This is a genomic window from Nitratireductor aquibiodomus (assembly GCF_900105565.1).
Taxonomy (GTDB): domain Bacteria; phylum Pseudomonadota; class Alphaproteobacteria; order Rhizobiales; family Rhizobiaceae; genus Nitratireductor; species Nitratireductor aquibiodomus.
Genome location: NZ_FNSL01000001.1, coordinates 266,370 through 292,674, shown reverse-complemented (window position 1 = coordinate 292,674; position 26,305 = coordinate 266,370). Strand labels below are relative to the sequence as shown.

Here is a 26,305-nt window from a genome sequence, read left to right as displayed (position 1 = left end):
GATGCCGGATCCCATCAGTTGGCAGCTAGCATTGCCATATCTCTTGGCCGCGCTCCTTTTCGGCTATCTGCTCGGTTCCATTCCGTTTGGCCTTGTCGTAACGCGGCTTGCGGGCCTCGGGGATGTCCGCAAGATCGGCTCGGGCAATATCGGCGCAACCAATGTGCTGCGCACAGGCAACAAGAAGCTAGCGGCCCTCACGCTCCTTGGCGACGCGCTGAAAGGCACGGTCGCCGTTCTGCTGGCCGGCCTTTATGGGCCCGATCAGGCTGTCGCGGCGGGGCTTGGCGCGTTTCTCGGCCATCTCTTTCCGGTCTGGCTCGGATTTCGCGGTGGCAAGGGCGTCGCCACCTATCTCGGTGTCCTGATCGCCATAGCCTGGCCGGGGGCTCTCATCTTTGCCGCAGTCTGGCTCGCGATTGCCGTCATCACCCGGTATTCCTCGCTTTCCGCTCTCGTTGCCGCCATCGCCGTTCCGGTCGGCCTCTATCTTCTGGATTATGTCCAGGCGGCAGAACTTTTCGTTCTGATGAGCGTGATCGTGTTTATCAAACACCGCACCAACATCTCCCGGCTGATGGCGGGCACCGAAACCCGTATCGGGGGCAAGGGGTGAACGCGCCCGGCGAAGGCGCGCGGCTTAGCGACCGACAGCGCCTCGCCTGGCTTCAGCTGCTGCGCAGCGAGAATGTCGGCCCGGTGACATTCCGCCAGCTCGTCAATCATTATGGCTCTGCCGAAACGGCTCTGGAGATGCTGCCCGAGCTCGCGCAGCGTGGCGGGGCAAAAAGACAGATCGTCATCGCCTCACGGGCCGATGCAGAGCGCGAAATGGAGGAAGCCCGTCGTCTGGGCGCCGCCTTCGTCGCCGTGGGCGAACCTGACTATCCGCCGCTGATGCGGCGCATGGACCAGCCCCCGCCCCTTCTGGCAATGAAGGGTGACCTCTCCATCGTGCACAGGCCGACGGTTGCACTGGTCGGCGCGCGAAACGCCTCCCTCACCGGCATGAAGATGGCCCGGCAACTGGCGGCCGCACTTGGAAGCGCCGGTTTTTCCGTTGCTTCCGGGCTGGCGCGGGGCATCGATGCCGCCGCTCACCAGGGCAGTCTCGACACCGGCACCATCGCCGCCCTTGCCGGCGGGCTGGACAAGCCCTATCCGCCCGAAAACTGCGCTCTTTTCGAGGAAATCGCAGAACGCGGGACCGTTCTCAGTGAAATGCCATTCGGATGGTCACCCCGGGCGCGTGATTTTCCGCGCCGCAACCGTCTCGTCGCGGGGATTGCCTTTGGCCTCGTTGTGGTGGAAGCCGCCAGGCGCTCCGGCTCCCTGATTAGTGCACGGCTGGCGGGAGAGATGGGGCGGCTTGTCTTTGCAGTGCCTGGATCGCCATTCGACCCCCGCACCGGCGGAACGAATGCTCTGCTCAAGGACGGAGCGATCCTCGTCACCGAAGCCGACGACGTGATTTCCCACATCGCGCCGCTGCTGGACAGGCCGATTTCGAGACCGGAAAACCTGGAAGAACCGCCGTCATTTTCGGCCGCTCCGCCACCCAGTGACAGCGACCGCGATCGCATTACCCAGGTGATGGGACCGTCACCCGTGCTGATAGACGAGATTATCCGTCATACGGGACTGCATCCATCGCAGGTGCTGACCGTCCTGCTCGAGCTCGATCTGGCTGGCCGGCTTGAACGGCATTCAGGAAGCGCGGTTTCGCTTCTTCCCCCGGACGTCTAGGTTGAGCCCGTTCCTTTCGAAGCGGTACGGCTGGTCGCCGCGGATGATGTCACCCGCCTCCAGATATGCCATCTCGATCATGTAAGCGAGCATCTCGCAGCGTTCTGCGAGCGCCATCGTCCGCAACTGACCGAGCATCGCCTGCATGTAGTCGAGTGCGTCTGTTCGGCCCCCGCCGCAATGTTCGCCCATTCGCCGACACTCCCTTCCAGAGCATCGGACCGAAAAGTGGAATCCGGTTTTCGGACTATTCCGATGCTCCACCAATAGTTTAGATCGTCCTTTGTGCGTCCAGATGGACGCACGGCGATCTAGTGCATCGGACCGAAAAGTGGAAACCGGTTTTCGGACTATTCCGATGCTCCATCAATCGTTTAGATCGTCATTTGTGCGTCCGGATGGACGCAAGGAGATCTAGCGTGGCACCCCTTCGTGTTGCCCGATGCATTTTCGTGCTGCCTTCGTATGCTTTCGTGTTGCCCGCTACCTGCCGTCCCCGATCATTCTCCATTAAGGACCCAGATGGAGTATACACACCATTATAAACAAATAAACGGAAAATTTACGATAAACAAACCCTGTCCACAGGCGCTTTACAGCGGACGAAATTCCCATTGGCCCTTGACCGCACGAGAAAGCACGGCCATTTGACGAGGCTGGATTCGTTCAAATTGCGAGGCGCCGCGACACGCCGGATGCCTGCGGGGAAATCTGAAAGCTTATGGATCTCGTTATCGTCGAGTCGCCGGCAAAGGCGAAAACCATCAACAAATATCTGGGCTCGAACTACAAGGTTCTGGCTTCGTTCGGGCATGTGCGCGACCTTCCGCCCAAGGATGGCTCCGTGCGTCCCGACGAGGATTTCGCCATGTCGTGGAGCGTGGACAGCCCTTCCTCCAAGCGGCTCAGCGACATCGCCAAGGCTGTGAAGGATGCCGACACACTGATCCTCGCCACCGACCCCGACCGCGAGGGTGAGGCGATTTCCTGGCATGTACTGGAAGTGCTGAAGCAGAAAAAGGTGCTGAAGGACAAGCCGGTCCAGCGCGTCGTTTTCAACGCCATCACCAAAAAGGCCGTGCTCGATGCGCTCTCTCATCCGCGTGAGGTGGATGCGCCGCTGGTCGATGCCTATCTTGCGCGCCGCGCGCTTGATTATCTGGTCGGCTTCACGCTCTCGCCCGTCCTGTGGCGCAAACTGCCAGGCGCGCGCTCGGCCGGCCGTGTGCAGTCGGTGGCGCTGCGGCTTGTCTGCGACCGCGAGGCGGAGATCGAGCGGTTTATCCGCGAGGATTACTGGCAGATCGCCGCCACACTCGCCACACCGCGTCAGGAGAGTTTTGAGGCGCGGCTGACGACAGTCGATGGCAAAAAACTCCAGAAGCTCGACATCAAGAGCCAGGAGCAGGCTGACGACATCAAGGCGATGCTTGAAGGTGCCTCCTTCAAGGCTGTTTCCGTCGAAGCCAAGCCCACCCGGCGCAATCCCGCACCGCCCTTCACCACCTCCACCCTGCAGCAGGCCGCCTCCTCGCGCCTCGGTTTCGGTGCGTCGCGCACCATGCAAGTGGCGCAGCGCCTTTATGAGGGCATCGACATTGGCGGCGAGACAGCCGGCCTCATCACCTATATGCGTACCGACGGCGTTCAGATGGCGCCCGAGGCGCTCGATCAGGCGCGCAAGGCGATCGGCGTGGAGTTCGGCGAGCGCTATTTGCCCGAGAAGCCGCGCTTTTACTCGGTGAAAGCCAAGAATGCGCAGGAAGCGCACGAGGCAATCCGTCCGACCGATTTCTCCCGCACGCCCGATCAGGTACGCCGCTATCTCGATGCCGATCAGGCCCGTCTCTATGAAATGATCTGGAAACGGGCCATCGCCAGCCAGATGCAGCCGGCCGAGATCGAGCGCACCACGGTCGAGATCGTGGCCGAGAATGGCGGCCGCAATGCCGGCCTGCGTGCGGTCGGGTCAGTGATCCGGTTCGAGGGTTTCCTTGCCGCCTATGCGATCGACAAGGACGAAAACGCCGAGGACGAGGAAAGCCGCCGCCTGCCCGAAATCCACGAGGGCGAGGCGCAGACGCGCGAAAAGATCGACGCCACCAAGCATACGACCGAGCCGCCGCCGCGCTACTCGGAAGCCTCGCTGATCAAGAAGATGGAAGAGCTCGGCATCGGCCGCCCCTCCACCTATGCGGCGACGCTCAAGACGCTTGAGGATCGTGACTATGTGACGATCGAGAAGCGCAGGCTCATGCCGCAGGCCAAGGGCCGGCTCGTGACCGCATTCCTCGAAAACTTCTTCGAACGCTATGTGGAATACGATTTCACGGCGGACCTTGAGGAAAAGCTCGACAGGATCTCCGACGGCCAGCTTTCCTGGAAGGAGGTTCTGCGTGACTTCTGGCAGGACTTCTCCGGCCATGTGGACGAAATCAAGGAACTGCGTGTCACGAATGTTCTCGATGCGCTGAACGAGGAGCTTGCGCCGCTGGCGTTTCCGGCCAAGGAAGACGGGACCGATCCGCGCGCCTGTCCGCGCTGCGGAACCGGTCAGCTTTCGCTGAAACTCGGTCGCCACGGCGCGTTTGTCGGCTGTTCCAACTATCCCGAATGCGGCTTTACCCGTCAGTTCGGCGAGGCCGGCAATGGCGAGAATGGCGAAAACGGACTCGATGGCGACAAGGTTCTCGGCAAGGACCCGCACACCGAAGAAGAGATCACGCTGCGCTCCGGTCGGTTCGGCCCCTATGTCCAGCGGGGCGAAGGCAAGGAAGCCAAGCGAGCCGGCCTGCCAAAGGGCTGGTCGCCCGGTTCCATCGACATCGAGAAGGCACTGGCGTTGCTCGCCCTCCCTCGCGATGTCGGCCAGCATCCCGAATCTGGAAAGATGATTTCAGCCGGTATCGGGCGCTATGGTCCCTTCCTGCTGCATGACGGGGCCTATGCCAATCTCGAGAGCGTCGAGGACGTGTTCTCCATCGGTCTCAACCGCGCCGTCACCGTGATTGCGGAGAAGAAAGCCAAGGGCGGACGTGGACGCTCGACGCCCGCAGCCCTCAAGGAGCTTGGCGATCATCCCGACGAGGGCGGCAAGATCACCGTCCGCGACGGGCGCTATGGACCCTATGTCAATCACGGCAAGGTCAATGCGACACTTCCCAAGGGCAAGGAGCCGATGGATGTGACGCTTGAGGAAGCGCTGGAACTGATCGCAGCCAAGGCTGCCAAGGGCGGCAAGAAGAAGCCTGCCGCAAAGAAAAAGGCGCCCGCGAAGAAGGCGACAACGACCAAGAAGGCCACCGCGGCAAAGAAAAAGACCGCAGCCAAGAAAGAGGAATAACGCCTTGGCGCGCAGCATTTCCGGCAAGTCGAAAGCAAAGACCCGTTCCCTCGGCAAAGCCGGTCGGACGGAGAGTTCCGCCAAGGCGCCTTCCGGAGACGGGCTCCCTAACCGTGACGCGGTGCTGCGCTTCATCTCCGACAATCCGGACCGCACGTCGAAGCGCGACATCGCCAAGGCCTTCGGCCTAAAGGGGGGCGACCGGATCTGGCTCAAGGACATTCTGCGCGACCTTCAGGACGAGGGGCTTCTGAAGAAAACGCGCAAGCGCCTTCTTCGCCCCGGCGCACTGCCACATGTCGTGGTGCTCGATGTCTTCTCACGCGATGCCTCCGGTGCCCTACTGGCCCGGCCTGCCGAACGGGAGGACCAGGACGAGGGCGCAGGTCCCCTGCCCCTCGTGGAAATCCGCACCCAGAAAGGCGGCAAGGCTGCGGGCATCGGCGACCGCGTCCTGGCGCGTGTCTTCCCGACCGAAAGCAGCGAAGGCCCCGCCTATACGGGCCGCGTGATGAAGGTGTTTGAAAAGCGCCGGCAGAGCATTCTCGGTGTCATCCGCAAATCGAAGGATGGCGCCTTTCGCATCGAACCCGTGGAGCGCACGCAGCGCGAGCTCATCATTGACGGAAACGATCTGAACGACGCGCAGGATGGCGATCTGGTCGAGACCGAGCCCATGTCCGGCGGGCGCTATGGCCCCGCGCGCGGCAAGGTAACTTCGGTCATCGGTTCGCTTTCCAGCGAAAAGGCGGTCTCCATGATCGCCATTCACGCGCACGAGATTCCGCATGTCTTCCCCGACGGCGTGATCGCGGAGGCGGAAGGAGCAAAACCCGTCACGCTTTCAGGCCGCGAAGACTGGCGCGACATGCCGCTCATCACCATCGACCCGGCCGATGCCAAGGACCATGACGATGCGGTGATGGCCGAGCCCGACCCGGACGAGAAGAACCCCGGCGGCTTCATCGCCACGGTCGCCATTGCCGATGTGGCGCATTATGTGCGTCAGGGCTCTGCACTCGACCGGGAAGCTTTAAAGCGCGGCAATTCCGTCTATTTTCCGGACCGTGTCGTTCCGATGCTACCGGAGCGCATTTCCAACGATCTGTGCTCGCTGCGCGAAGGCGAGCCGCGCCCGGCTCTTGCGGTGCGCATGCGCTTTTCGGCGTCTGGCCAGAAGGTCGGGCACAGCTTTCATCGCGTCATCATGCGCTCGGCGGCAAAACTTTCCTACCAGCAGGCACAAAAGGCGATTGACGGCGAACCGGACGACAAGACGGGCCCGCTTCTCGAGCCCATCCTGAAGCCGCTCTGGGATGCCTATGCGGTCTTGAAGCGCGGGCGCGATAACCGCCAGCCGCTCGAGCTCGACCTGCCGGAGCGCAAGATTCTCCTGAAGGAGGACGGCACCGTCAATCGCGTCGTGGTCCCCCCGCGGCTCGATGCGCACAAACTCATCGAAGAATTCATGGTGCAGGCCAATGTGGCTGCGGCCGAGACGCTTGAGGCCAAGCGCCAGGCGCTGGTCTACCGCGTCCACGATGCCCCGTCGCTTGCCAAGCAGGAGGCGCTGCGGGAGTTTCTGCGCACTTTCGAGATCTCGCTGGCGCGCGGCGCGCAGCTCAAGCCCGCCCAGTTCAACGCCATCCTCGCCCGCGTGCGCGACACCGAGCACGAACAGCTCGTCAATGAGGTGGTCTTGCGTTCGCAGAGCCAGGCCGTCTACGCGCCTGAAAATCTCGGGCATTTCGGCCTCAACCTGCGGCGCTATGCCCATTTCACCTCGCCGATTCGCCGGTATGCGGATCTGATCGTCCATCGCGCGCTCATTGCGGCCCTAGGGCTCGGCAAGGATGGCCTGACCCAGGAAGAGGAATCCCGGCTTGAAGAAACCGCAGCGCTGATTTCGGCGACCGAGCGGCGCGCCATGGCGGCGGAACGCGATACGGTGGACCGGCTTGTTGCCGAACATCTTTCCGGCCGCGTCGGCGAAGAATTCGATGCCCGCATCTCCGGCGTGGCCAAGGCGGGACTTTTTGTCCAATTGCCGGATTATGGCGCAGATGGCTTCGTGCCCGTCTCTACGCTTGGAGACGAATATTATATCTATGACGAAGCCCGGCATGCCATGGTGGGCGAGCGCAGCGGTCGTGGCTTTCAGCTCGGTGACAGCGTGTCCGTCCGGCTGGTCGAGATCGCGCCGCTGGCCGGCGCCATGCGCTTTGAAATGCTGAGCAAGCCCGAGAAGCTGCCGGGATCGATGAAATCGTTCCACAAGGCAAAGGGTCGCTCCGGGCGCGCTGCCGGCAAGAGCCGCCGCGCCTCGCAGGGCAGGAGACGATGATGGAAGAGAAAATCTACGGCGGCGCAGCAGCGCCAAAGAAGCCCGAGCGTCCCCTGATGGAAGCCATGAAACGCGGCTTTATGGGGCGCTGCCCCAGTTGCGGCGAGGGAAAACTCTTTCGCGCCTATCTGAAAACCGCCGATCAATGTCCTGAATGCGGAGAAGAACTTCACCATCACCGCGCCGACGATCTTCCGGCCTATCTGGTGATTTTCATTGTCGGTCACATCGTCGTCGGTGCCTTCATGGGAATGGAGGCGTTCACCGACTGGCCCGGCTGGGTGCATCTGTCGATCTGGGTGCCGGTCACGCTGATCATGTCGCTCATTCTGATCGGACCGGTCAAGGGGGCGATCGTCGGCCTGCAATGGGCCTATTACATGCACGGCTTCGGCGATGAGGACGAATTAGCGGAAGCCCACCCGGAACTTCCCGAACACTCCGGGAGGCGCTCATGAGCGGGCGGCCCAACCGCATGGACGGCCTCGACAAGGCCGCCGTCGACCGCGCGGAAGCCAAAGATTTTTCGCTCGGCGGCAAGCCCATGAGGCCGCGCGACGCGGCAACCCTCATCCTGCTCGATCGCAGCGGTGACGAGGTCCGGGTGCTGATGGGGCGTCGCCACCGCAAGCATGCCTTCATGCCGGGCCGTTTCGTGTTTCCCGGCGGGCGCACCGATCCCGCCGACGGCCGCATTCCCGTTACCTCTGGTCTGCACCCTGACGAAGAGCGCCGGCTGATTGGCACCGGTTCTCGCGCTACGGCAGCGCGTGCGCGCGCCGTCGCCATGTCGGCAATCCGCGAGACTTATGAGGAAGCCGGTCTTCTGATCGGCGAAAAAGGCACATTCAGCACGACAGCGAAGGACTGGCAGGGTTTTGCCGAAAACGGCGTCTGCCCCTCGCTCTCCGGCCTGCGTTACATCGCCCGTGCGATCACGCCGCCCGGTCGTGTGCGCCGCTTCGACACCCGCTTTCTGGCTGCCTGGCGCGATGACGTGGCCGTGGAACTGCCCGATGGTGGCCCGACCCACGAGCTGGAAGAGCTGGTCTGGCTTTCCATTCCAGAGGCAAAGAAAACCGAGGTTCCGCTCATCACCTGCACGATCCTCGATGATCTGGAGCAGCGTCTCAAGGTTGATCCGGAACTCAAGCCGGGAGCGCCCGTGCCCTTCTATTCCATGCGCTACAACCGCTTTGAGCGGGCGCTGATCTAGGGTCAGGATGATCTGCGCTCCGGACTGGTGCGTGGTTCGACAAGCTCACCATGAGAAACGGTGGCGCTAGCAAACAATGCCTCTCTGCAGCTGCTCCAGATGAAGCCCGGTGAAACCCTCCCTCATGGTGAGCTTGTCGAACCACGCACATGCATTGCAGCCACCGATCAAGCGAAACATTGAGATAAAGGAGGGGCGGCCCAGCCTAAAGCAGGCTCCAGCCAAAGCGGGCGGCGACAATGATCATGAAGAGGCCGAACGCCGTTTCGAGCTTTCTCTTGTCGAGCGCATGGGCAATCCGCACGCCAAGCGGTGCCACAAGGAGCGTGATCGGGATGATGAGCAGGACGGCAATCCAGTTCACATAGCCGGTGGAGGCAATCGGCAGAAGCGCTTCGCCCCATCCTGCCCACACATAGCCGAACAGACCCGGGATCGAAATCAGAACGCCGACGCCTGACGAGGTCGCCACAGCCTGGTGCATGGGCCGGTTGAAGAGCGTCATGAAGGTGTTGTTCATAACACCGCCGCCAATGCCCATCAGGGTCGACAGAAATCCGATCAATGTGCCGACAAGCGAGCGCGCCGGGTTTCCTGGAATGTCGGCTCCCAGCCGCCAGGTTTCACGGTTCAAGAGAAGCCGGACACCGACCAGAAGAGCAATCACCGCAAAAATCGCCCGCAGGCCGCCGCTGGACACATGGGCAGCCACAAGCGTTGCCAGCACCACACCGACCGGCACGGCGATAACGAAACTCCGCAACAGATCCATATCCACAGCACCACGCAGATAATGCGACCGGAAGGAGCGCAGCGAGGTTGGAACGATGATGGCAAGCGACGTACCGACGGACAGGTGCATGCGCACCGCCTCGTCCACGCCGACGAGCCCGAACACCTGGTAGAAGACCGGGACAAGGATCGCGCCGCCACCGATGCCGAACAGGCCGGCAAGGATGCCGGCCACGACACCCGCTGCCGCCAGCGCAGCAGCAAACATGGCGATTTCGCCCATCGGCAGATTCATGATGTCCCCCTCTCAAATCCGGCCCAGCGAGGCTGGATCACCGTGCGTCCAGCCGGACGCAAAGGGTGATCTAAGCTGTTGATAGAGCGTCGGAATAGCCCGACAACCGGATTCCACTTCTCGGTCCGATGACCTAGCTAACGCCGATGCCGCACAAATGCAATTTCCACGTGGTGGGATCGAGATCAGGCCGCGTCGCGTCGGGTGCCAAGATCGACAGCTGAAAAAGCCTCGCGCAGAACTTCTGCGCCGGCACCCGGCTTCGTCGCCTTGCTGGAGAGTATCTGCCGATAGCGGCGTGCGCCGTCGAAACCATGAAAAAGACCAATCATGTGCCGTGTCACATGCGACAGCCGTCCGCCACTGGCGATGTGCCGCTCGGCATAAGCCGCCATTGTCTCGATCAGCAGGGCGTAATCGACCGGCGCCCGTTCGCCCCCCTCAAGCAGAGCATCAACGCCCGCCAGAATGGCCGGGTTCTGATAGGCCGCGCGCCCCAGCATCACGCCGTCCACGTGCGCAAGATGCGCTGCCGCCTCGTCAAGGCTGACAATGCCGCCATTGATGCCGATGAACCGGTCCGGATTTGCCTGTTTCAGACGATAGACGCGATTATAGTCGAGCGGCGGAATTTCCCGGTTTTCCCTGGGGCTCAACCCCTGCAGCCACGCCTTGCGCGCATGCACCCAAAGCGCATCCGCCCCAGCCGACCAGGCCGCATCGGCAAGCGCATCGAGCGCGGTTTCGGTATCCTGATCGTCCACCCCGATCCGGCATTTCACCGTTACAGGCAGAGATACACGCGCCTTCATTGCCGCAACACCGGCCGCCACGACCCCCGGCGTCTTCATGAGGCAGGCACCGAATGTTCCCGACTGGACCCGGTCTGACGGGCAGCCAACATTGAGGTTGATCTCGTCGTATCCGAACCCGGCACCGATCTCCGCAGCTTCTGCGAGTTTTTCGGGATCGGAACCGCCAAGCTGAAGCGCGACGGGGTGTTCGCTCCGGTCAAAACCGAGCAGGCGTTCGCGATCGCCATGAATAACAGCATCGGCGACGATCATCTCGGTGTAAAGCAACGCCCCGCCCGTCAATTGTCGATGAAAGAACCGGCAGTGCCGATCCGTCCAGTCGATCATTGGGGCGACAGCAAAAAGCCGAGATGCGCAGATATGTGAATTTCCTGCTTTTTCCAATACTTAGCCTATGTTTTAAATCTTTAGCCCGCCTCATTTCGGCTGACTTCGCACCCATTTACCCGGAAAGCACAACCAATGTTGTACCGATCTGGGCGCGACCGCAAAGCGTTCACGCAAGGACAGGTCTGTAGCATGGCTCGCGCAGCTTGTCATAAGGCCGGCGGCGAGATCGTGCTGCACGAGAACAAGCCCTTCGAATTTCGATCGACAGCCAACGCATGGCTTAGCCAACGGGACGATCGGCCTGGACAACCCGGTGCGCTTAAGGCGGCGCTCAAATCCACGTCGAGCCGCAACCAGGCGCCGGCACTCTCCGACGCGATCGAGCGGTGCTTCAACAGGCGAAAGCGTTTCAGGCGCATTGCGGTGGATGCGATGAATGTCGATTTAGTCTGGAAGTCGGAACAGGACTGCTGACCTGCTGAGGGCTGCGTGGGCACCGAGATATGGCTTGACCTGCCCCTTCCGAAGGCGATCTTAAAGTTGACATTTTAATTCATATTTATATTCTCGTGAACCTTCACTGGTACCGTCAAATCTGTTTTGTGTCTGCTCTTCTGATGGGAGTGGCTTTGCAGAAACTTCTCGCCGCACTATGGAATTCCATTTTCGCACTGCCCCCTCACTCATCAATCCGCCGCTTAGCGCGTCAGACCTGACATTGAGACAAGTCTAACGAGAGATCCCATGTCGGGTAGTTTCCACAATTGGCTCGCCGATCTGTTCAAATCGCAACACCAGGAACTGGTGCGTTTCGCCGCACGCCTGGTGGGCGGGCGCGACGGTGGAGAAGAAGTCATCCAGAACACCTATCTGCGGCTTGTGCGTCGCTCGAAACAGGGTGACGTCATCGACTATCCCAGAGCATATGCATACTCCGTGGCGCGCAGGGCGGCTTTCGATTTCACGGCAGAGCGAAACAGGGAATGGCTCCAGCGGGTCGATTTCGAGGATGCGGCTGTGGACGGAGCAAGCACGGATCCGACCCCGCTTCTCGACCGTCGCCAGAGGATTCTGAAGCTTTCCGTGGTTCTCAACGAGCTCCCGGAAGCCTGTCAGAGAGCCTTCATTCTCAACAAGATCGAAGGGCATACGCATCGCGAAATCGCCAGCCGTCTTGGCATCTCGATAAGCATGGTCGAGAAGCACATCATTCGCGCGATGATACACTGCCGCGATACGCTGCGGGACGATGAAGCGCTTTAGGCTCTGTTAATCTGATGGATCGTTGAGGATTTTCCCGGCGAAACCGGTCTAAAGCCATAGGAACGCAAGATCTGAGGAGAACCCCGCCCATGCCAGAAATCCGACAATCGCGCTACGCGCCCAGAGAACTGTCGGACGAGGCCATTGCCTGGATTGTCAGATTGCATTCGGGTGAAGTGGGAAACGCGGAGCGCAGCGCTTTCGCCGAATGGCGACAACAGAGCGATGCCCACGAACAGGCAGCCCGGGAGGCCGAAGCCCTGTGGGACGACGCGTCGCAACTGCATCGCGATCCGCGCAACGGCTTCATTCATCCGGGCCGGCGGCCGTCGGGTCCATCGCGCAGAGCGGTTCTTGGCGGGCTTGGCGGCCTCGCCTGCGCCGGGATGGGCGCCTGGGCAGTCAGCCGACAGATGTCTCCGGCGGGCGAGCATGCGACTGGTATCGCCGAGACCCGTACGATTGAGTTTATTGACGGCTCCAGAGCGACACTGAATGCCATGACGGCGCTGGATGTCGCTTTCACGGCGGACCGTCGACAGATCACGCTGATCAAGGGACAGGCCTATTTCGAGGTTCGTTCGGATGCCGCGCGCCCATTCATCGTGCAAGCCGGAAATCTCGACGTGCGGGCGCTCGGCACCGCATTCGACGTGAATGCTTCTCTGCCCGGTCAAAACATTGCCGTTGCAGTGACGGAGCATGCCGTTCAGGTCGGCGCATTCCGAACAGATGCAGCGCACAGGCCCCCACTCGTGATCTCGGAGGGGGAGCGTGCGGTCATGGCGCGTGACGGAACGCTGAAGACACGGGAAAGCCAGTCCGCCGACATCACACAGGCATGGCGTTCAGGACTTTATATAGCCGAAGGGCGGCGGCTGGACGAAGTCCTTTCGGCGCTCAGCGCCTATCATCCCGGCTGGATCATCGCGCGGGACGACGCCCTGAAGGCGCTGCGGGTCAATGCCGTTCTTGATTTGCGCTCACCATCCGCTTCGCTTGATGCCCTGGCAGATGGTCTGCCCATACGGGTGCTGCACGCATCCAGATATCTTACAATAATTTCAAATAGTTAGATTTTTCTTAGATTATTTCCGATTTTTGTTGAGGATTTTAGTCAGGAAACCTGTCTTAGCCAGTGAGGGGTGTTGTGCACTGTGCATGCCAAGCCCCGCTGAAGATAATGGAGACAGGGTGTATGTTGTCTGGAACGGGGCAGAGTAAGTTTCTAAGGGCGCTGTTGGTCGCCTCTACGGCAATCGTGCCGGTTTGCGGTGTGGTTTCCGCCAGAGCGCAGACGACCGCGCAGGTGACGGCGTTCAATATTCCGGCGCAGCCGCTCGCGGCCGCGCTCAGCGCCTTTGCAAACCAGGCGGGACTGAAGCTCGCCTATCCGGCGTCCCTCGCATCAGGGCGCACCGCCCCGGCAGTGCAGGGCTCCTATTCCAGCAATGAAGCGCTTCGGCGTCTGCTTTCGGGAACGGGCCTCTCGCATCAGATCAACGCTTCGGGAACCGTCACCATTGCCGACCGGGTTTCGTCGGCACATGCTCCCGTTGCCGCAGACGGGTCGCTGATGCTCGGTGTGATCGAGGTACTGGGCGGCAATGCAAACAGCGCCGTCTACGCCCCCTATGCAACGGCGGCAGCGACCGCTCATATCGATGAGGCGACAATCGAGCGCTACCGTGGCTCCGATCCTACAGACATGTTTCGCGGGATGCCGGGCGTCGCCTCCGCCAACGCACGTAACGGCTCTGGCGGCATCGACATGAACGTTCGCGGCATGCAGGGTCTCGGACGCGTCGTAACCAAAATCGATGGCAGTTCCAATTCCGTGACGGTGCCGCAGGGTTATCAGGGTTACTCCAACCGCACTTTCGTCGATCCCGACTTCATCGGCGGCATCGACATCACGAAGGGATCGGACGCAGCCTCCAACGGCATTGCAGGCACGGTCTCGATGCGCACAATCGATGCGAAGGATATCGTTGAAGAGGGCAAGCGCTTCGGTTTCCGCGTCAAGGGCGGCTTTGGAACCAATTCGTCCAAACCCACTCCCGGCGCGTTTGGCGGCTATCAATTCCCCGGAAATGCCTGGTCACCTCCGGTGGCGACCCCCTCGCCCGATGGCATGGACCGTCCCTCGTTCCTGAAGCCGACAAATGGCCACGGAAGCGCCGTCGCGGCATTCTACGATGAGAAGTACGATTTTCTTGTCGGCTATGCGTACCGCAAGCGTGGAAACTACCATGCGGGCAAGAATGGTCCCGTGGCCAAGCCCTACAAAAGCGGTCCAAGGGAGCTTTGCAACTCTTGGGGCTGGTGTACCAACTGGCCGGAATATGTCGAAGTCGGCGGCATCGCCAACTACCGCCCCGGCGAGGAAGTTCTGAACACCGAGCTCGAAACGAAATCCACAATTGCAAAGGGAACGCTTCGGTTCGGTGACGGACAGAGCCTCAAGCTTGGCTATACAGGCTTCAGGAGTGAAGCGGGCGATCAGATTTCCTGGCGCATGCAGACCAATCGCGACCGCCCCGTTCAGCGGGATCAGACGAGCGGCACCTCCGTCGACACCTATACCGCACGCTACAAATGGCAGCCTGAGGAAAACGACCTCATCGACCTGACGGCCAATGCCTGGCTGACGGACATGGAACTGCGCAAACCCTGGAACCGTGGTACGCGCACTTGGCCGACGCCGGACCAGTTCGGCCTTCCAATGGACTTCCGGACCGGTTCGGACGTGCTCATGTGGGGTCTCGACATCGGCAACAAATCCAGGCTCGACACGCAGTTCGGCGATGTGAATCTGGATTACGGCCTTTCCTACAACTACATGACCACGGAACCCAGCGCCTATACCGATGAGCTTTCCGGCCCCTATTCCGCTTACGGAAACAAGAAAGAACTGGGTGCCTTCGTCAAGGCGAACTGGAAGCCGATCGACTGGCTGACCGTCGACGGTGGTCTGCGCTACGATCACTACTGGACGCAGGACAAGCGACCGGTCGGTCCGTCTCATTACATCGAGAATTCGGGTAAGCGCTCGGCAGGCGGTCTGAGCCCGTCGCTGGGCCTTACGTTCGAGCCGTTTGAAGATACGCAGATCTACGGCCGCTATTCCTATGCGCTTCGCACGCCCAGCCTGCTGGAAACCGTGTCGGGGGGCATTGCTGTCAGCACGATAACCGATATCGAACCGGAGCGCGCGAGCAACTGGGAGTTTGGGGTCAATCACACCCGACAGGGCCTCTTCAGCGCCGACGATCGCGCCATGGTGAAGCTGGGCTATTTCGACTGGACCATCGACAATTATGTTGCACGCCACGTCGGTTACATGCCGAACGGCTACTTTGGCAGCTTCATGTACAATATGGACAAGGCCAAGTTCTCCGGCATTGAATTGTCCGGTCGCTACGAGAATGCCGGGTTCACGGCCGAACTCTCCGCGAATTACTATACGAATGTGGAGTTCTGCCCAAAGGACACCGGCTGCGCAAACGAGACCATCTATTCGGACTTCGCGACCAATCAGGTGCCGCCGGAATACATGATTGGGCTCTCGCTTTCGCAGAAACTGCTTGAAGACCGGCTGACGCTCGGCGGACGCGTGACCCATGTGGGCCCGCGCGCGGCCGGACACACAAACATCGACGGTCAGGGCGCAGGGCAGTTCATCTCGCTCATCAAATGGGACCCATACACACTTGTCGATGTGTTTGCGGAGTACAAGTTCACCGACAATCTGACCGCCACTTTCCGGGTCGAGAACCTCACAGACGAGTTCTACGTGGACCCGATCAGCCTCATGCAGCGGCCCGGACCGGGACGCACCTTCTATGCGTCCATGACGGCGAAGTTCTGAAACCACTCCCACGCGGGGCGGCACAGCCGCTCCGCGCATCTCACGATCCAAAGGCATTATCCATGAATGAACGCGTCATTCTCGACAACCCTGATGGCAAAACCCGCTCCAAACTCCTGAAGGAGCGCACAGCCACAACGCACGACCGCCTCGACAAGGCGATCATGGACCGCGAGCCTTTCGCCAGCCGCGAACGCTTCGGGCAGTTTCTGCGCATGCAGTATCTGTTTCACCGCGACATCGACGCGCTTTATTGCAACCCGGCTCTCTCCGCTCTTCTGCCGGATCTCGATGTGCGCAGACGCTTCTCGCTCATCGCGCAAGATCTCGCCGATCTCGAAATTGGGGCACCGGCACTGAACGAGGCGCCCATTTTCACCGCTGAAACCCAACCGGACATGCCCGCCGCGCTTGGCTGGCTCTATGTGGCGGAAGGCTCAAACCTGGGTGCCGCCTTCCTGCTCAAGGAAGCCCGGACACTCGACCTTTCGGAGGATTTCGGCGCACGGCATCTGGCCGCCGCTCCCGAAGGGCGCGGACGGCACTGGCGCACCTTTACCGGTGCACTCGACGCGCTCTCACTCCAGGAAACGGAAGAACATTCGGTTGTTGCAGGTGCGGAGAACGCATTTCATCGCGTTCGCACCCTTGTCGAGGAGGTGTTTCAATGAATACGATCCCTGCAGCCATGAAGGCTGCCACCGCCCCGCAGATATCGGGGCAGGAGCAGGTCTCTCTCACAAGCTGGTCGGTCGATGGAGGTCGGTCCTTGAAGATCGCGCCCGCATTCGAACATGCAAAGCGTACGATGCTGCTCATTATGGGCCTCGTCATGCTGCTTCTGGCCGTGATCGGGGCATTCCTGCCAGTCATGCCGACCACGATATTCCTGATTCTGGCCGGGTGGTTCTTTGCGCGTTCCTCACCCGCGCTTGAACGCAAACTGCTCGAACATCCGAAACTCGGTCCCGTTTTGCGCAACTGGCGCGACCATGGCGTGATGTCACGCCGCGCCAAACTTCTGGCGGCGGGCGGTATTGCCTTTGGTTATGGCGTTTTCATCCTGCTTTACGAACCGGGCCTTCTGCTGGCGCTCGTCGTTGGGGCAGCGACAGGCAGCGTGGCGATCTGGATTGCGATGCGCCCCGAGGCCTGAAGAAGCAAGCGCGCCAGCCTGACAATCTTACCGAACGCAATTTTCATCAAGCGACGATGCGTGCCCCACCGCAAGTGGGAGCAATGCGGTGCCGCGCCAGCAAAAAAGACCGATCATGACCGCTTCTCATCATTCCCGCGAAACCGTGCTTCACCGGACTGGCCTCCGGTTTGCCCTGGTGCTCTCGGCCGCTTTGCTCCTGGCGCCGGCAAACCCGGCCATGGCACAGGACGTGGCCGCGCCGGATACGGAAACCAGCGCGCCTGCCGAACCACAGTCCCCAACGCCGGCAGAAAGCACCGGTTCAGGCAGCGCGGAGGCGGACGCTCCCGCGTCCGGGGCGGCACCGGCACCCGAACAGAAGCCGCAACCAGCCGACACACCTGCCGCAGACACCCCCGCCAGCGCCGCACCCGCAGTGGAAGCAGAGCCGGTGGCCGCGCCAACGCTGGCCGAACCGGCCCCCTCGCTTCTCGACGATCCGGCGGCGGCGCTCTCGCAAATGCTCTCCCAGCCAGAAAAGCGTTCCGATCTGCCGCACGACCTTTCCCCCTGGGGCATGTTCATGGCCGCCGACTGGGTGGTGAAGGCGGTGATGATCGGCCTCGCCCTTGCATCGCTCCTGACCTGGACCGTCTGGCTCGCAAAAAGCATCGAAATTGCCTGCGCACGGGCCCGCGCAAAGCGCGTTCTGGGGATCATCACACGGTCTTCCAGCCTGAAGGATGCGGGAAGCGCCCTTGCCCGACGCGGCGGACCCGCCGCCTATATGGTGCGGCTGGCCGAAGAGGAAATGCAGCAGTCCGCCGCAGCGCTCGACCATGCCGGCAATGACGGTGTGAAGGAACGCATCGCTTCGTCGCTCGGCCGGATCGAGGCACAGGCCGGACGCCGGCTGACGCGCGGAACCGGTGTTCTGGCGACGATCGGTTCGACGGCGCCCTTCGTCGGTCTTTTCGGCACGGTCTGGGGCATCATGAACTCCTTTATCGGCATTTCGGAAGCGCAGACCACCAATCTGGCCATCGTCGCGCCCGGCATCGCCGAAGCCCTTCTGGCCACCGCCATCGGCCTCGTCGCGGCCATTCCGGCCGTGGTCATCTACAACGTCTTCGCGCGCAGCATAACGGGATATCGCCAATTGCTTGGCGATGCGGCCGCCGGTGTCGAGCGGCTTGCCAGCCGCGACCTCGACTTCCGTCTCGCCGCCGCCTCGATGCAGGAAGACACCCAGAAGATCGCGGCAGAGTAGAAGCCATGGCCGGACGTATGAAGGAACGGGCAACCGACGATCTCGAAGAGAATCACGAAATCAACGTCACACCCTTTATCGACGTGATGCTTGTGCTGCTCATCATCTTCATGGTGGCCGCGCCGCTGGCCACCGTGGATGTGAAGGTCGATCTGCCGGCATCCAGCGCCAAGAAGGAAGAGCGCCCCGACAAGCCGCTCTACCTGACGCTGACATCCGAACTCGCGCTTTCGCTTGGCAACGATCCGGTGACGCGCGAGGGGCTTGCCGCCGCCATGCAGACCGCTTCGGAGGGGAACCTTGAGACGAGGGTGTTTCTGCGAGCCGACAAGACAGTGGCCTACGAACATCTCATGGAGGTGATGAACCTGCTTCGCGATGCGGGCTATCTCAAGATCGCGCTGGTCGGCCTGGAAGGTTCATCGCCAGCACCGGCGCCCCCCGAACCAAAGGCAGAGCAGCAGCCATGAGCGCCTGGAACGGTTCTGCAGGACGTCTTGCCAGACTGACGGAACTGGCTCTCTGGACAGGTGCCTGTCTCGCGGTTCTGGCCGTTCATGTCGGCGCGGTGGTTCTCCTGACCCGTGAGGAGCCGGTGACGCCCGTGGCCAACGAGCCACCCGCCGCCATCATGATCGAATTCGCCGAAGCGCCGGAGGCAGTGGCCACCGAGGAAGAGGTGATGGCTGCCGAACAGGAAAACTCGACCGAGAGCACCGCCAGCGCAGGCGAAGAACTCCCGGAAGAAGAACCGCCCGAAGAGGTGGCAGAGCCCACCGAGACGGAGGTGAAGGAAGATCAGCCGGAAGTCAGTGAGATTGCGCAGCTGCTCGAAAACGTGGCCGTTCCGCTGCCGACCCCGCGCCCGCAGCCGCCCGCGCCCATCAAAGTGGAGAAGAAAGAGCCCACCAAGAAGGTCACGAAGCGCCGCAAGAAGAGAAGTGCGGCCTCGACACAGGCGACCAAGGCGCAGGCCAATGTGCGCAAGTCGAACCGCACCGCAGCCCGCCAGAATGCGTCGGGACGCTCTGCACCCAACATTTCCCCGGCCCGCTGGCAATCGCGTCTGATGGCGCATCTGGAGCGGCGCAAGCGCTATCCCTCATCGGCAAGGGCGCGGCGCGAACAGGGCACCGTCTATGTGCGCTTTCGCATCGACGGCAATGGCAATGTGAGCGGGATTTCGCTTGCGCGATCGTCCGGTTATCCGGCGCTCGACACGGCGGTTCTCTCGCTGGTGCGCCGTGCCTCTCCCGTTCCGGCTCCACCGCCCGGCGTGAACCGCACACTCACGGTTCCAGTCCGGTTTTCACAAAGGTAGTGTTGGTTGGCGAACCCCGTCTCTCTGTTGGTTCCGTCGCATTCCCCTACGCGGAAGCGCTACTACTGCGCGCGGAACAAGCGGGGCTGTGTTTCCGGCATCATGGGCGGAACGGCCTATAGGAAACGACGGTCGCTTGTTCAGCCGCCACCCTCGCCTCAAGATGTCACGGCCCCACCCGTTGCATGTAACCTTCGGCGCCATCTCCGCAGGTCGCCTGCCCTGTACGGGCGATTGTGTTGATCCGTTTTGGACTGCGCTTCGTATTCTCAGGCAAGAGGGAGACGGAAAGATATGGCACGCAGGAAACACAAAGGAATCGTCTGGGTCACCGGCGCCAGCTCAGGCATCGGACGTGCGCTGGCGCTACGCTTGGCGCGCAATGGATGGCAGGTTGCCGCGAGCGCCAGAAGCGCGGCAGCTCTCGAGGAACTCGCTGCCGATCAGGAGGGCAGTATTTTCCCCTACCCGCTTGATGTGACCGACATGGCGCGAACGAAACAGGTGCATGCGGAGATCGAACTGGCAATGGGGTCGATCGACATGGCTGTTCTGGCCGCTGGTACCTACAAGCGCGACGGGGCTTTTGACTTCCGTGCTCAGGTCGCGCAGTCGATGATCGCGGTGAATCTGCAGGGCACCTGCAACGCGCTTGAGCCGCTCCTGGACAGTATGATGAGCCGCAGGCGGGGAAAGATCGCCATCATGGCTTCCGTTGCCGGCTATAACGGCCTTCCCGGCGGCGCTACTTACGGAGCGACCAAGTCTGCGCTCAACAATCTATGCGAAGCGATGAAACCAGAGGCGGAGCGCCGCAATGTTTCGTTGAGCGTCATCAACCCCGGTTTCGTCGATACTCCCCTGACGGCCAGGAATGACTTCCCAATGCCGTTCCTGATTTCGGCGGATGAGGCGGCAGCCAGCATAGAGAAGGGGCTTGAGGATGGACGGTACGAGATCATCTTTCCCTGGAAAATGAAACTCGCGATCAAATTTCTGCACGCGCTGCCGGCCATGCTTCGCTTCACGATTACCCGCCGCCTTGTAAGGGCGCCGGACTGACCCGTGCGCACACCGCAGCGCTACCGCGACAAAAGCTCGTATTGAGCCACGTCGATGCGGCCGCTCTGGAAGCCGACCCGGCAATAGGCAAGGTAGTAAAGCCACAGGCGGCGGAAACGTTCGTCGAAGCCGAGCGCGGCGATGGCTTGCCAAGTTTGCTCGAACCGCGTCTCCCATTCCGTCAGCGTACGGGCGTAATCCTGTCCGAAAAGGTACCGGTCGGAAAGCGTCAATCCTGCGGCGGATGCAGCGTTCTCGAAAGCGCGTGGCGAGGGCAGCATTCCGCCGGGGAAAACATAGGTCTGGATGAAATCCGCCCTGCGGCGATAGGATTCAAAACGGCTCTCATCGAGAGTGATGACCTGAATGACGGCTCGAGCGCCTGGCGCCAGCAAAACACGGAGGCGATCGAAATAAAGGGGCCAGTTCTCCTCGCCCACGGCTTCAAACATCTCGATGGAGACGACTTTGGAGAACCTGCCTTCGCAATCGCGATAGTCCTGAAGCCGAATGTCGGCCCTTTCGGTGAAGCCGGCTTTCTCCAGCCTGTTCCGCGCATAATCGGCTTGTTCGCGAGACAGTGTCAGCCCGGTCACGCGGCAACCCGTTTTTCGGATGACGTGTTCTGCAAATCCACCCCAGCCGCATCCGATCTCCAGTACGTGGTCATCCGGACCAATCTCCAGCCGGGATATGATGCGGTCGTATTTAGCGGCCTGCGCCTCTTCCAGATTCTGCGCATCCGGAGTGTATATCGCAGAGGAGTAGGTCATCGTGTTATCGAGCCAGAGGCGGTAGAACGCATTTCCCAGGTCGTAGTGAAAGGAAATGTTTCGACGGCTTCCCGCCCGCGAATTGCGGCGCAGGCGGTGCCTGACGGTCTCCAGCCGCGACATGATTGTTGAACTGCCCAGGATATCGCTCCACCGCTCCTCGTTGACCAGCGCAAGCTCGAGCAATGCGTCCAGGTCGGGCGTATCGACATGGCCGTCGATGAAGGCCCGTGCGAAGCCGTTGCTGCCTCCCGTCAGAATTTGCATAAATCCGCGGCCGCTCTTGAAATTCAGTGCGGCTGTCGGTCCGGGGCGTGCGCCGACGGCGGTATGGCGCCTGCCATCGGGAAATCGCAGGGTGATCTGCCCGCAGCCAACGGCATCCGCCCAGCGGCAGACAATGCGCTGCCACAATGGGCTGGCTGGTTGGGCGGGCAACCTGGAGGCGTCCTCAATATGACTCATGATGATCTGCCTTTTTGATCGGATTTGATCAGGGTTTGAGCGACACGCTCTCCCGATGGCGCATGCCGGTGAAAGGGCACTTTCTTCAGCCAGAGGCGCATTGCCTCGAAGTGAATTGCAGCGGTAACCTTGAGGGTCATCAGCGGGTGACTGAGCAGGAGGCCAAGCAGAGCGCGATCCGTCAACTCCCTTCGTTGGCCTGTGAAGGATGCGTGCAGGACGGGCTCGCTGGTTTCTGTCTCGTTGATCGCGACCACCACATCCTGCGCCGGCGGCATGATGTGGAAGTGATACCGGCAATCCATCGAAAGGAAAGGCGAGACGTAAAGAGCCTTGTCGCAGGCATGGCGAATCCCCTTCGGGCCGACACGTTCCACCGGGATCACATAGGTGTGCCGCTCGCCAAAGGTGTTGCACACCTCGTAGAGTATCAGTCGAATATTTCCATAAGTGTCGTGGCAGAAATACACGGACAGTGGATTGAAGACGTATCCAAAGATCCGTGGATAACAAAGCAGGAACACGCGCATCGACCCCGGATCCAGGCCGGCCTTTTCGATCTGCGTGTCGACCCATCGACGCAGGCCGCCCTTTGTGCCATCCCCGTGATCGCCGTCGTTGAAGGAAAACACGCCGGCACCATTGTAGCCGAAAAGCTTCATGGCTTTGGACAGGGCCGGTATCTCGTCAAGATCGAGATAGAGCGCGAACACCCGATAGAACAGGCGGTGCACCTTCGGTCGATGGCGACGGTGTATGACCCGACCGGAATAAATGGCGGAGCTCCGTTTCATTCTGCTGCGACAAGTTCCGGCATTGCCATCTCTTTCCGACCCGGGCGGACGTTTCTCCAGGGGGGCGACACGCCTGCCAGTTGTTCCGCGGCGCTGAGCCCCGAGCGGATCCCGTCTTCATGAAAACCACTGCCGAAATACGCACCGCAGAACCACGTACTGCGGATACCTTGCAACCTCCAGAGCTGCTTCTGAACAGCAAGCGCCTTCGTGTCGAACAGAGGGTGCGCATATTTGAAGGAGGTAATCCGGTCCTGCTCAGGAACGTCAAAAACGGGATTGAGGGTGACAAACAGTGGGTGAGCCGGGTCCAGGTTCTGCAGGCGGTTCATCCAGTAGGTGACACAGAGCTCTTGTGCACCGGACTGCCCCGCTGCCTCGACATAGTTCCAGCTCGACCAGACGCTGCGGCGCTTCGGCATGAGACCCGGATGCCGGTGCAGAACCGCTTCGTTGGCCGTATAGGAAAACGCGCTCAACAGCCGGTGTTCGTCTTCGCTCGCATCTTCAAGCATGCCCAGGGCCTGATCCGCATGGGTGGCGATCACGACATCATCAAACGTGTCGGAGCCTCCTTTCGCGTCGGTAATTTCGACCCCGCGATCCCGGCGCCGCACTCGCGCCACGGGCGTTGAGAGACGCACCTCACCATCGAAATCTTCAAGGAGCCGCTCGACATAGGTGCGACTGCCACCGGTAACGGTGCGCCAGCGGGGCCGGTCAACCAGCGACAGCAGGCCGTGACGCTCGAAGAACATGATAAACGCATGGAGTGGATATTCTCGCATCTGCGCTGCCGTGGCCGACCAGATCGCCGCCCCCATGGGCAATAGATGGTTATTTATGAAACTGTCGCTGTACCCTGCCCTCTCAAGAAACGAGCCGACGGTTTCATTGTCATGGTTCCGCTCGATCAATATCGAGGGTGCCTGTCGATAGAAGCGCAATATGTCTGCGATCATGCGCCAGAAGTCGGGCCGCAACACATTCGACCTCTGACCGAGGAACCCCTTGAGGCCCGAGCCGGAATACTCGAAACGGCCACCGTCCAGCGAAGCGGCGAAGGACATGTCAGAGAGTTGGGTCGACACGCCAAGATGACCGAACAGCGAGACAAGCTCGGGATAATTCCGATCGTTGAAGACGATGAACCCCGTATCGACCGCGACGGGGCCGCCGGGGGTTATGACATCATAGGTGTTCGCATGTCCGCCCGGCCGATGATCCGCCTCATACAGCGTCACACGGCGAGAGCGAGAAAGGAGCCAGGCTGCCGAGAGCCCGGATATGCCGCTCCCGATAACGGCCACTCGACTGTCGGTCGCTCTGTGTTTCTGTGGCAGCAACGGAAGCCCTCCTTGAGATTTATAAGTGTCTACGGGCGCTGAACCTGTTTGGATCTTCGGAACGCAAAAAAATTGCCTGCTGTGATCCGGGATGCTCTAAGTGTCGTAGCTAGGGGCATGAACCTGGAACTCCGCCCGACAAAGTCTGCCAGCCAGACGCTACAAGCTTTTTCCGTCGTGCATGCCGCTCGGCATCACACACACGTTCCGCGGGGCTTGATGAAGCAGAATTCCAAATCGGCGGCTAAGGACGATCTTGCGCGGTTGATCGCCCGCGTCGGCAGCAGCCGCGACATGGAGGCTTTTGAGCGGATATTCCGTGCTTATGCGCCTCAGGTCCGTGCATTTATGTTGCAGCGTGTCCGCGATCCGCAGCTCTCGGAAGAACTGATGCAGGAAACGATGGTCACGGTCTGGCGGAAGGCTGCCCAGTTCGACCCCTCCAGAGGCACGCCCAGCGCGTGGATTTTCACCATTGCGCGTAACCTGCGTATCGACAACTACCGTCGAAGCCGGCGCCCCGACTTTGATCCCAACGATCCCGCATTTGTGCCGGAGCCGGAGCCTGCGGCCGACCATGCCCTCGAAACGCGCGATGAGGAAACACGTCTTCATGCCGCGATGACCGGGCTTCCCTCCGAGCAGCGTGATCTTCTGAAACTTGCATTCTTCGAGGATGTCTCGCACAGCGAGATCGCGGACCGTCTCGGCCTGCCGCTGGGCACCGTGAAATCGCGCATCCGGCTTGCTTTCTCGAAACTGCGCGCAGCGCTGGGGGACCGGCCATGACGATACGGCACCACGTCAGCGACGAACTGCTTCTGGACTATGCCACCGGTGCCCTTTCGGAAGGCTGGCGCATCGCTGTAGCGACCCATCTCGCGCTTTGCCCGCAGGGCCGGCGCCGTCTCTCTTTAATGGAAATGGCAGGGGGTGTGCTGGTGCGCGAACATCCACCAGAGCCCTTGCGATCTAACGACGATGAAGCCTGGATATCGATCAAGAAGCGCCTGGGCGTTTCCGAAATGCAGCCTGCCGTCCTTCAGGCGGACGACCTGGCTGTGCGAGGCGGGGCCGTCGTTTTACCCGAACCTCTGCGGTCTTATGTGGGCGGAGATTTAGAGTCCGTGAAATGGCGACCACTCGGCCGTGGCGCATACCATATGCCGATCGAGCTGGAGGACGAGAGCACCAAAGTACGGCTGCTGCGCATTCCAGCAGGCAAACCGGTGCCTGAACACGGACATCGCGGCCGGGAGTTGACGCTGGTCCTTTCCGGCAGTTTTCACGATGGCGAAGCGCTGTTTGCGCGCGGCGATCTGGAAGAGGCAGACGAGACGCTGCAGCACCAGCCGGTGGCAACGGAAGGTGAGGACTGTATCTGCCTTGCCGTGACCGATGCCCCGTTGAAGTTCCGGAGTTGGCTGCTGCGTGCCATACAGCCGATCCTGGGAATCTGAACCTGACTGTAGACCCAAGCACCGGAGAAACCAATGAGCTATGTCATTGCTTATGCAGCCACGGCGATCGTCTTCTTCGGGTTGGACTATATCTGGCTTTCGCGCGTCGCGGCGGGGTTTTACCGTGACCGCATGGGGCACCTTCTGCTGGATCAGCCAAACTTCGCAGCGGCGGGAATGTTCTATCTCTTCTATGTGGCAGGTGTTGTCTACTTCGCGGTCGCACCTGCCCTCAGCAACGGAACGGCGACGAGCGCCCTGATCGCGGGTGCGCTTCTGGGACTCATAGCCTACGGGACTTACGACATGACCAACCTCGCCACGATCAAGAACTGGTCGGTTGCCGTAACCGTTGTCGACATGGCCTGGGGCACGGTGTTGACCGGGGTCTCTGCCTGGGCCGGCTACACAATGACGCTGCACCTGACCGAAAGGTTCTGACTGGACACCACGCGGGAGCGAATTCGGCGCCCGGGCGTTTGCCTCCATGGGGAAAATGCGATGATTCATGATTGCGAAGCCAGCGCTGAAAGAAGCCAGAAAAACGCAAAGGGCATTCGTCTGTAGAACCTGGTCTCCGCCTCAGCTAATGACGCGAGACCGCTCTATCCAAGGCGTGTGAACCCTGCCCTTCAGCTCAATGGAAATCGGCAATTCCGGCCAGACGATCATCGCCGAAACAGAGCATTTTAGAGAATTTTCAATCGCTTACATGTGCCAC

25 protein-coding genes are annotated in these 26,305 nt (G+C 61.0%); 19 read left to right on the top strand and 6 right to left on the bottom strand.

The features are described from left to right. Position 1: 1 nt before the first annotated feature. Both plsY and dprA read left to right on the top strand, forming a co-directional pair. Entirely contained in the window at positions 2-616 is a 615-nt protein-coding gene (gene plsY, locus BLW55_RS01380; protein ID WP_007006746.1) for a glycerol-3-phosphate 1-O-acyltransferase PlsY, read from the top strand. Continuing rightward, positions 613-1,746 (top strand): DNA-processing protein DprA, encoded by a 1,134-nt coding sequence (gene dprA / locus BLW55_RS01375; RefSeq protein WP_025029834.1) that lies wholly within the window; start codon positions 613-615, stop codon positions 1,744-1,746. Before plsY ends, dprA begins: the two co-directional genes overlap by 4 nt. Here the strand turns inward: dprA and BLW55_RS01370 are convergent. Then, the gene (locus tag BLW55_RS01370) at positions 1,708-1,938 is read right to left on the bottom strand and encodes a hypothetical protein (RefSeq protein ID WP_007006748.1); all 231 of its coding nucleotides are present in this window, start codon (positions 1,936-1,938) and stop codon (positions 1,708-1,710) included. The two genes, dprA and BLW55_RS01370, sit on opposite strands and share 39 nt — an antisense overlap. 529 nt (positions 1,939-2,467) lie before the next feature. Between BLW55_RS01370 and topA the strand changes: the two genes are divergently transcribed. The 4 genes from topA to BLW55_RS01350 are packed head-to-tail and all read left to right on the top strand — an operon-like array spanning position 2,468 to position 8,649. After that, the gene (gene topA / locus BLW55_RS01365; protein ID WP_090326192.1) at positions 2,468-5,089 is read left to right on the top strand and encodes a type I DNA topoisomerase; all 2,622 of its coding nucleotides are present in this window, start codon (positions 2,468-2,470) and stop codon (positions 5,087-5,089) included. 4 nt (positions 5,090-5,093) lie between these two features. Beyond that, positions 5,094-7,433, top strand: coding sequence for a ribonuclease R (gene rnr / locus BLW55_RS01360; RefSeq protein ID WP_090326190.1), 2,340 nt, complete (start codon positions 5,094-5,096; stop codon positions 7,431-7,433). Further along, complete coding sequence (locus tag BLW55_RS01355) at positions 7,433-7,891, top strand: DUF983 domain-containing protein (RefSeq protein WP_090326188.1); 459 nt, start codon at positions 7,433-7,435, stop codon at positions 7,889-7,891. The genes rnr and BLW55_RS01355 overlap by 1 nt, the downstream gene beginning before the upstream one ends. 17 nt (positions 7,892-7,908) lie before the next feature. Then, positions 7,909-8,649 carry an NUDIX hydrolase gene (locus BLW55_RS01350; protein ID WP_025029830.1) on the top strand — a complete coding sequence of 247 codons (741 nt, stop codon included), beginning with the start codon at positions 7,909-7,911 and terminating at the stop codon, positions 8,647-8,649. Between the two features lie 205 nt (positions 8,650-8,854). Here the strand turns inward: BLW55_RS01350 and BLW55_RS01345 are convergent, their stop codons facing one another. After that, positions 8,855-9,676, bottom strand: coding sequence for a sulfite exporter TauE/SafE family protein (locus BLW55_RS01345; protein ID WP_007006753.1), 822 nt, complete (start codon positions 9,674-9,676; stop codon positions 8,855-8,857). Positions 9,677-9,861: 185 nt separating this feature from the next. Beyond that, entirely contained in the window at positions 9,862-10,851 is a 990-nt protein-coding gene (dusA, locus tag BLW55_RS01340) for a tRNA dihydrouridine(20/20a) synthase DusA (RefSeq protein WP_425286768.1), read from the bottom strand. Between the two features lie 159 nt (positions 10,852-11,010). Between dusA and BLW55_RS01335 the strand changes: the two genes are divergently transcribed. The 10 genes from BLW55_RS01335 (at position 11,011) to BLW55_RS01290 (ending at position 20,746) form a co-directional block, all read left to right on the top strand. Continuing rightward, positions 11,011-11,295, top strand: a complete 285-nt coding sequence (locus BLW55_RS01335; RefSeq protein ID WP_143038410.1) for a hypothetical protein — start codon at positions 11,011-11,013, stop codon at positions 11,293-11,295. Between the two features lie 270 nt (positions 11,296-11,565). Beyond that, positions 11,566-12,084, top strand: a complete 519-nt coding sequence (locus BLW55_RS01330; RefSeq protein WP_007006756.1) for a sigma-70 family RNA polymerase sigma factor — start codon at positions 11,566-11,568, stop codon at positions 12,082-12,084. 89 nt (positions 12,085-12,173) lie between these two features. Further along, a complete protein-coding gene (locus BLW55_RS01325; protein ID WP_025029826.1) occupies positions 12,174-13,160 on the top strand; it encodes a FecR family protein in 987 nt (328 codons plus the stop codon). 122 nt (positions 13,161-13,282) lie between these two features. Further along, a complete protein-coding gene (locus tag BLW55_RS01320) occupies positions 13,283-15,955 on the top strand; it encodes a TonB-dependent receptor (protein WP_177174997.1) in 2,673 nt (890 codons plus the stop codon). Positions 15,956-16,017: 62 nt separating this feature from the next. Further along, entirely contained in the window at positions 16,018-16,626 is a 609-nt protein-coding gene (locus BLW55_RS01315; protein WP_090326181.1) for a biliverdin-producing heme oxygenase, read from the top strand. Continuing rightward, complete coding sequence (locus tag BLW55_RS01310) at positions 16,623-17,111, top strand: YbaN family protein (RefSeq protein WP_025029823.1); 489 nt, start codon at positions 16,623-16,625, stop codon at positions 17,109-17,111. The genes BLW55_RS01315 and BLW55_RS01310 overlap by 4 nt, the downstream gene beginning before the upstream one ends. A gap of 115 nt (positions 17,112-17,226) precedes the next feature. Continuing rightward, positions 17,227-18,363 carry a tonB-system energizer ExbB gene (exbB, locus tag BLW55_RS01305; protein ID WP_244508959.1) on the top strand — a complete coding sequence of 379 codons (1,137 nt, stop codon included), beginning with the start codon at positions 17,227-17,229 and terminating at the stop codon, positions 18,361-18,363. Positions 18,364-18,368: 5 nt separating this feature from the next. Then, on the top strand, positions 18,369-18,833 hold the full coding sequence (gene exbD, locus BLW55_RS01300) for a TonB system transport protein ExbD (RefSeq protein ID WP_090326175.1): 465 nt from the start codon (positions 18,369-18,371) through the stop codon (positions 18,831-18,833). Continuing rightward, the gene (locus BLW55_RS01295) at positions 18,830-19,684 is read left to right on the top strand and encodes an energy transducer TonB (RefSeq protein WP_090326173.1); all 855 of its coding nucleotides are present in this window, start codon (positions 18,830-18,832) and stop codon (positions 19,682-19,684) included. Before exbD ends, BLW55_RS01295 begins: the two co-directional genes overlap by 4 nt. A gap of 294 nt (positions 19,685-19,978) precedes the next feature. Further along, positions 19,979-20,746 (top strand): SDR family NAD(P)-dependent oxidoreductase, encoded by a 768-nt coding sequence (locus BLW55_RS01290; RefSeq protein ID WP_090326170.1) that lies wholly within the window; start codon positions 19,979-19,981, stop codon positions 20,744-20,746. A 20-nt stretch (positions 20,747-20,766) separates the two neighbouring features. On the opposite strand, the gene BLW55_RS01285 is transcribed toward BLW55_RS01290, so the two are convergent. The 3 genes from BLW55_RS01285 to BLW55_RS01275 are packed head-to-tail and all read right to left on the bottom strand — an operon-like array spanning position 20,767 to position 24,124. Then, the gene (locus BLW55_RS01285; RefSeq protein WP_177174996.1) at positions 20,767-21,984 is read right to left on the bottom strand and encodes an SAM-dependent methyltransferase; all 1,218 of its coding nucleotides are present in this window, start codon (positions 21,982-21,984) and stop codon (positions 20,767-20,769) included. After that, positions 21,981-22,778 carry a DUF1365 domain-containing protein gene (locus BLW55_RS01280; RefSeq protein WP_090326167.1) on the bottom strand — a complete coding sequence of 266 codons (798 nt, stop codon included), beginning with the start codon at positions 22,776-22,778 and terminating at the stop codon, positions 21,981-21,983. Before BLW55_RS01280 ends, BLW55_RS01285 begins: the two co-directional genes overlap by 4 nt. Further along, positions 22,775-24,124 carry an NAD(P)/FAD-dependent oxidoreductase gene (locus BLW55_RS01275; protein WP_244508958.1) on the bottom strand — a complete coding sequence of 450 codons (1,350 nt, stop codon included), beginning with the start codon at positions 24,122-24,124 and terminating at the stop codon, positions 22,775-22,777. Before BLW55_RS01275 ends, BLW55_RS01280 begins: the two co-directional genes overlap by 4 nt. A 219-nt stretch (positions 24,125-24,343) precedes the next feature. Here BLW55_RS01275 and BLW55_RS01270 point away from each other — a divergent pair, with 219 nt between their 5' ends. The 3 genes from BLW55_RS01270 to BLW55_RS01260 are packed head-to-tail and all read left to right on the top strand — an operon-like array spanning position 24,344 to position 26,025. Further along, positions 24,344-24,913, top strand: a complete 570-nt coding sequence (locus BLW55_RS01270) for a sigma-70 family RNA polymerase sigma factor (RefSeq protein ID WP_090326163.1) — start codon at positions 24,344-24,346, stop codon at positions 24,911-24,913. After that, positions 24,910-25,584, top strand: a complete 675-nt coding sequence (locus tag BLW55_RS01265) for a ChrR family anti-sigma-E factor (RefSeq protein ID WP_007006768.1) — start codon at positions 24,910-24,912, stop codon at positions 25,582-25,584. The genes BLW55_RS01270 and BLW55_RS01265 overlap by 4 nt, the downstream gene beginning before the upstream one ends. Before the next feature lie 33 nt (positions 25,585-25,617). After that, positions 25,618-26,025 (top strand): DUF2177 family protein, encoded by a 408-nt coding sequence (locus BLW55_RS01260; protein ID WP_007006769.1) that lies wholly within the window; start codon positions 25,618-25,620, stop codon positions 26,023-26,025. The last annotated feature ends 280 nt before the right edge of the window (positions 26,026-26,305 follow it).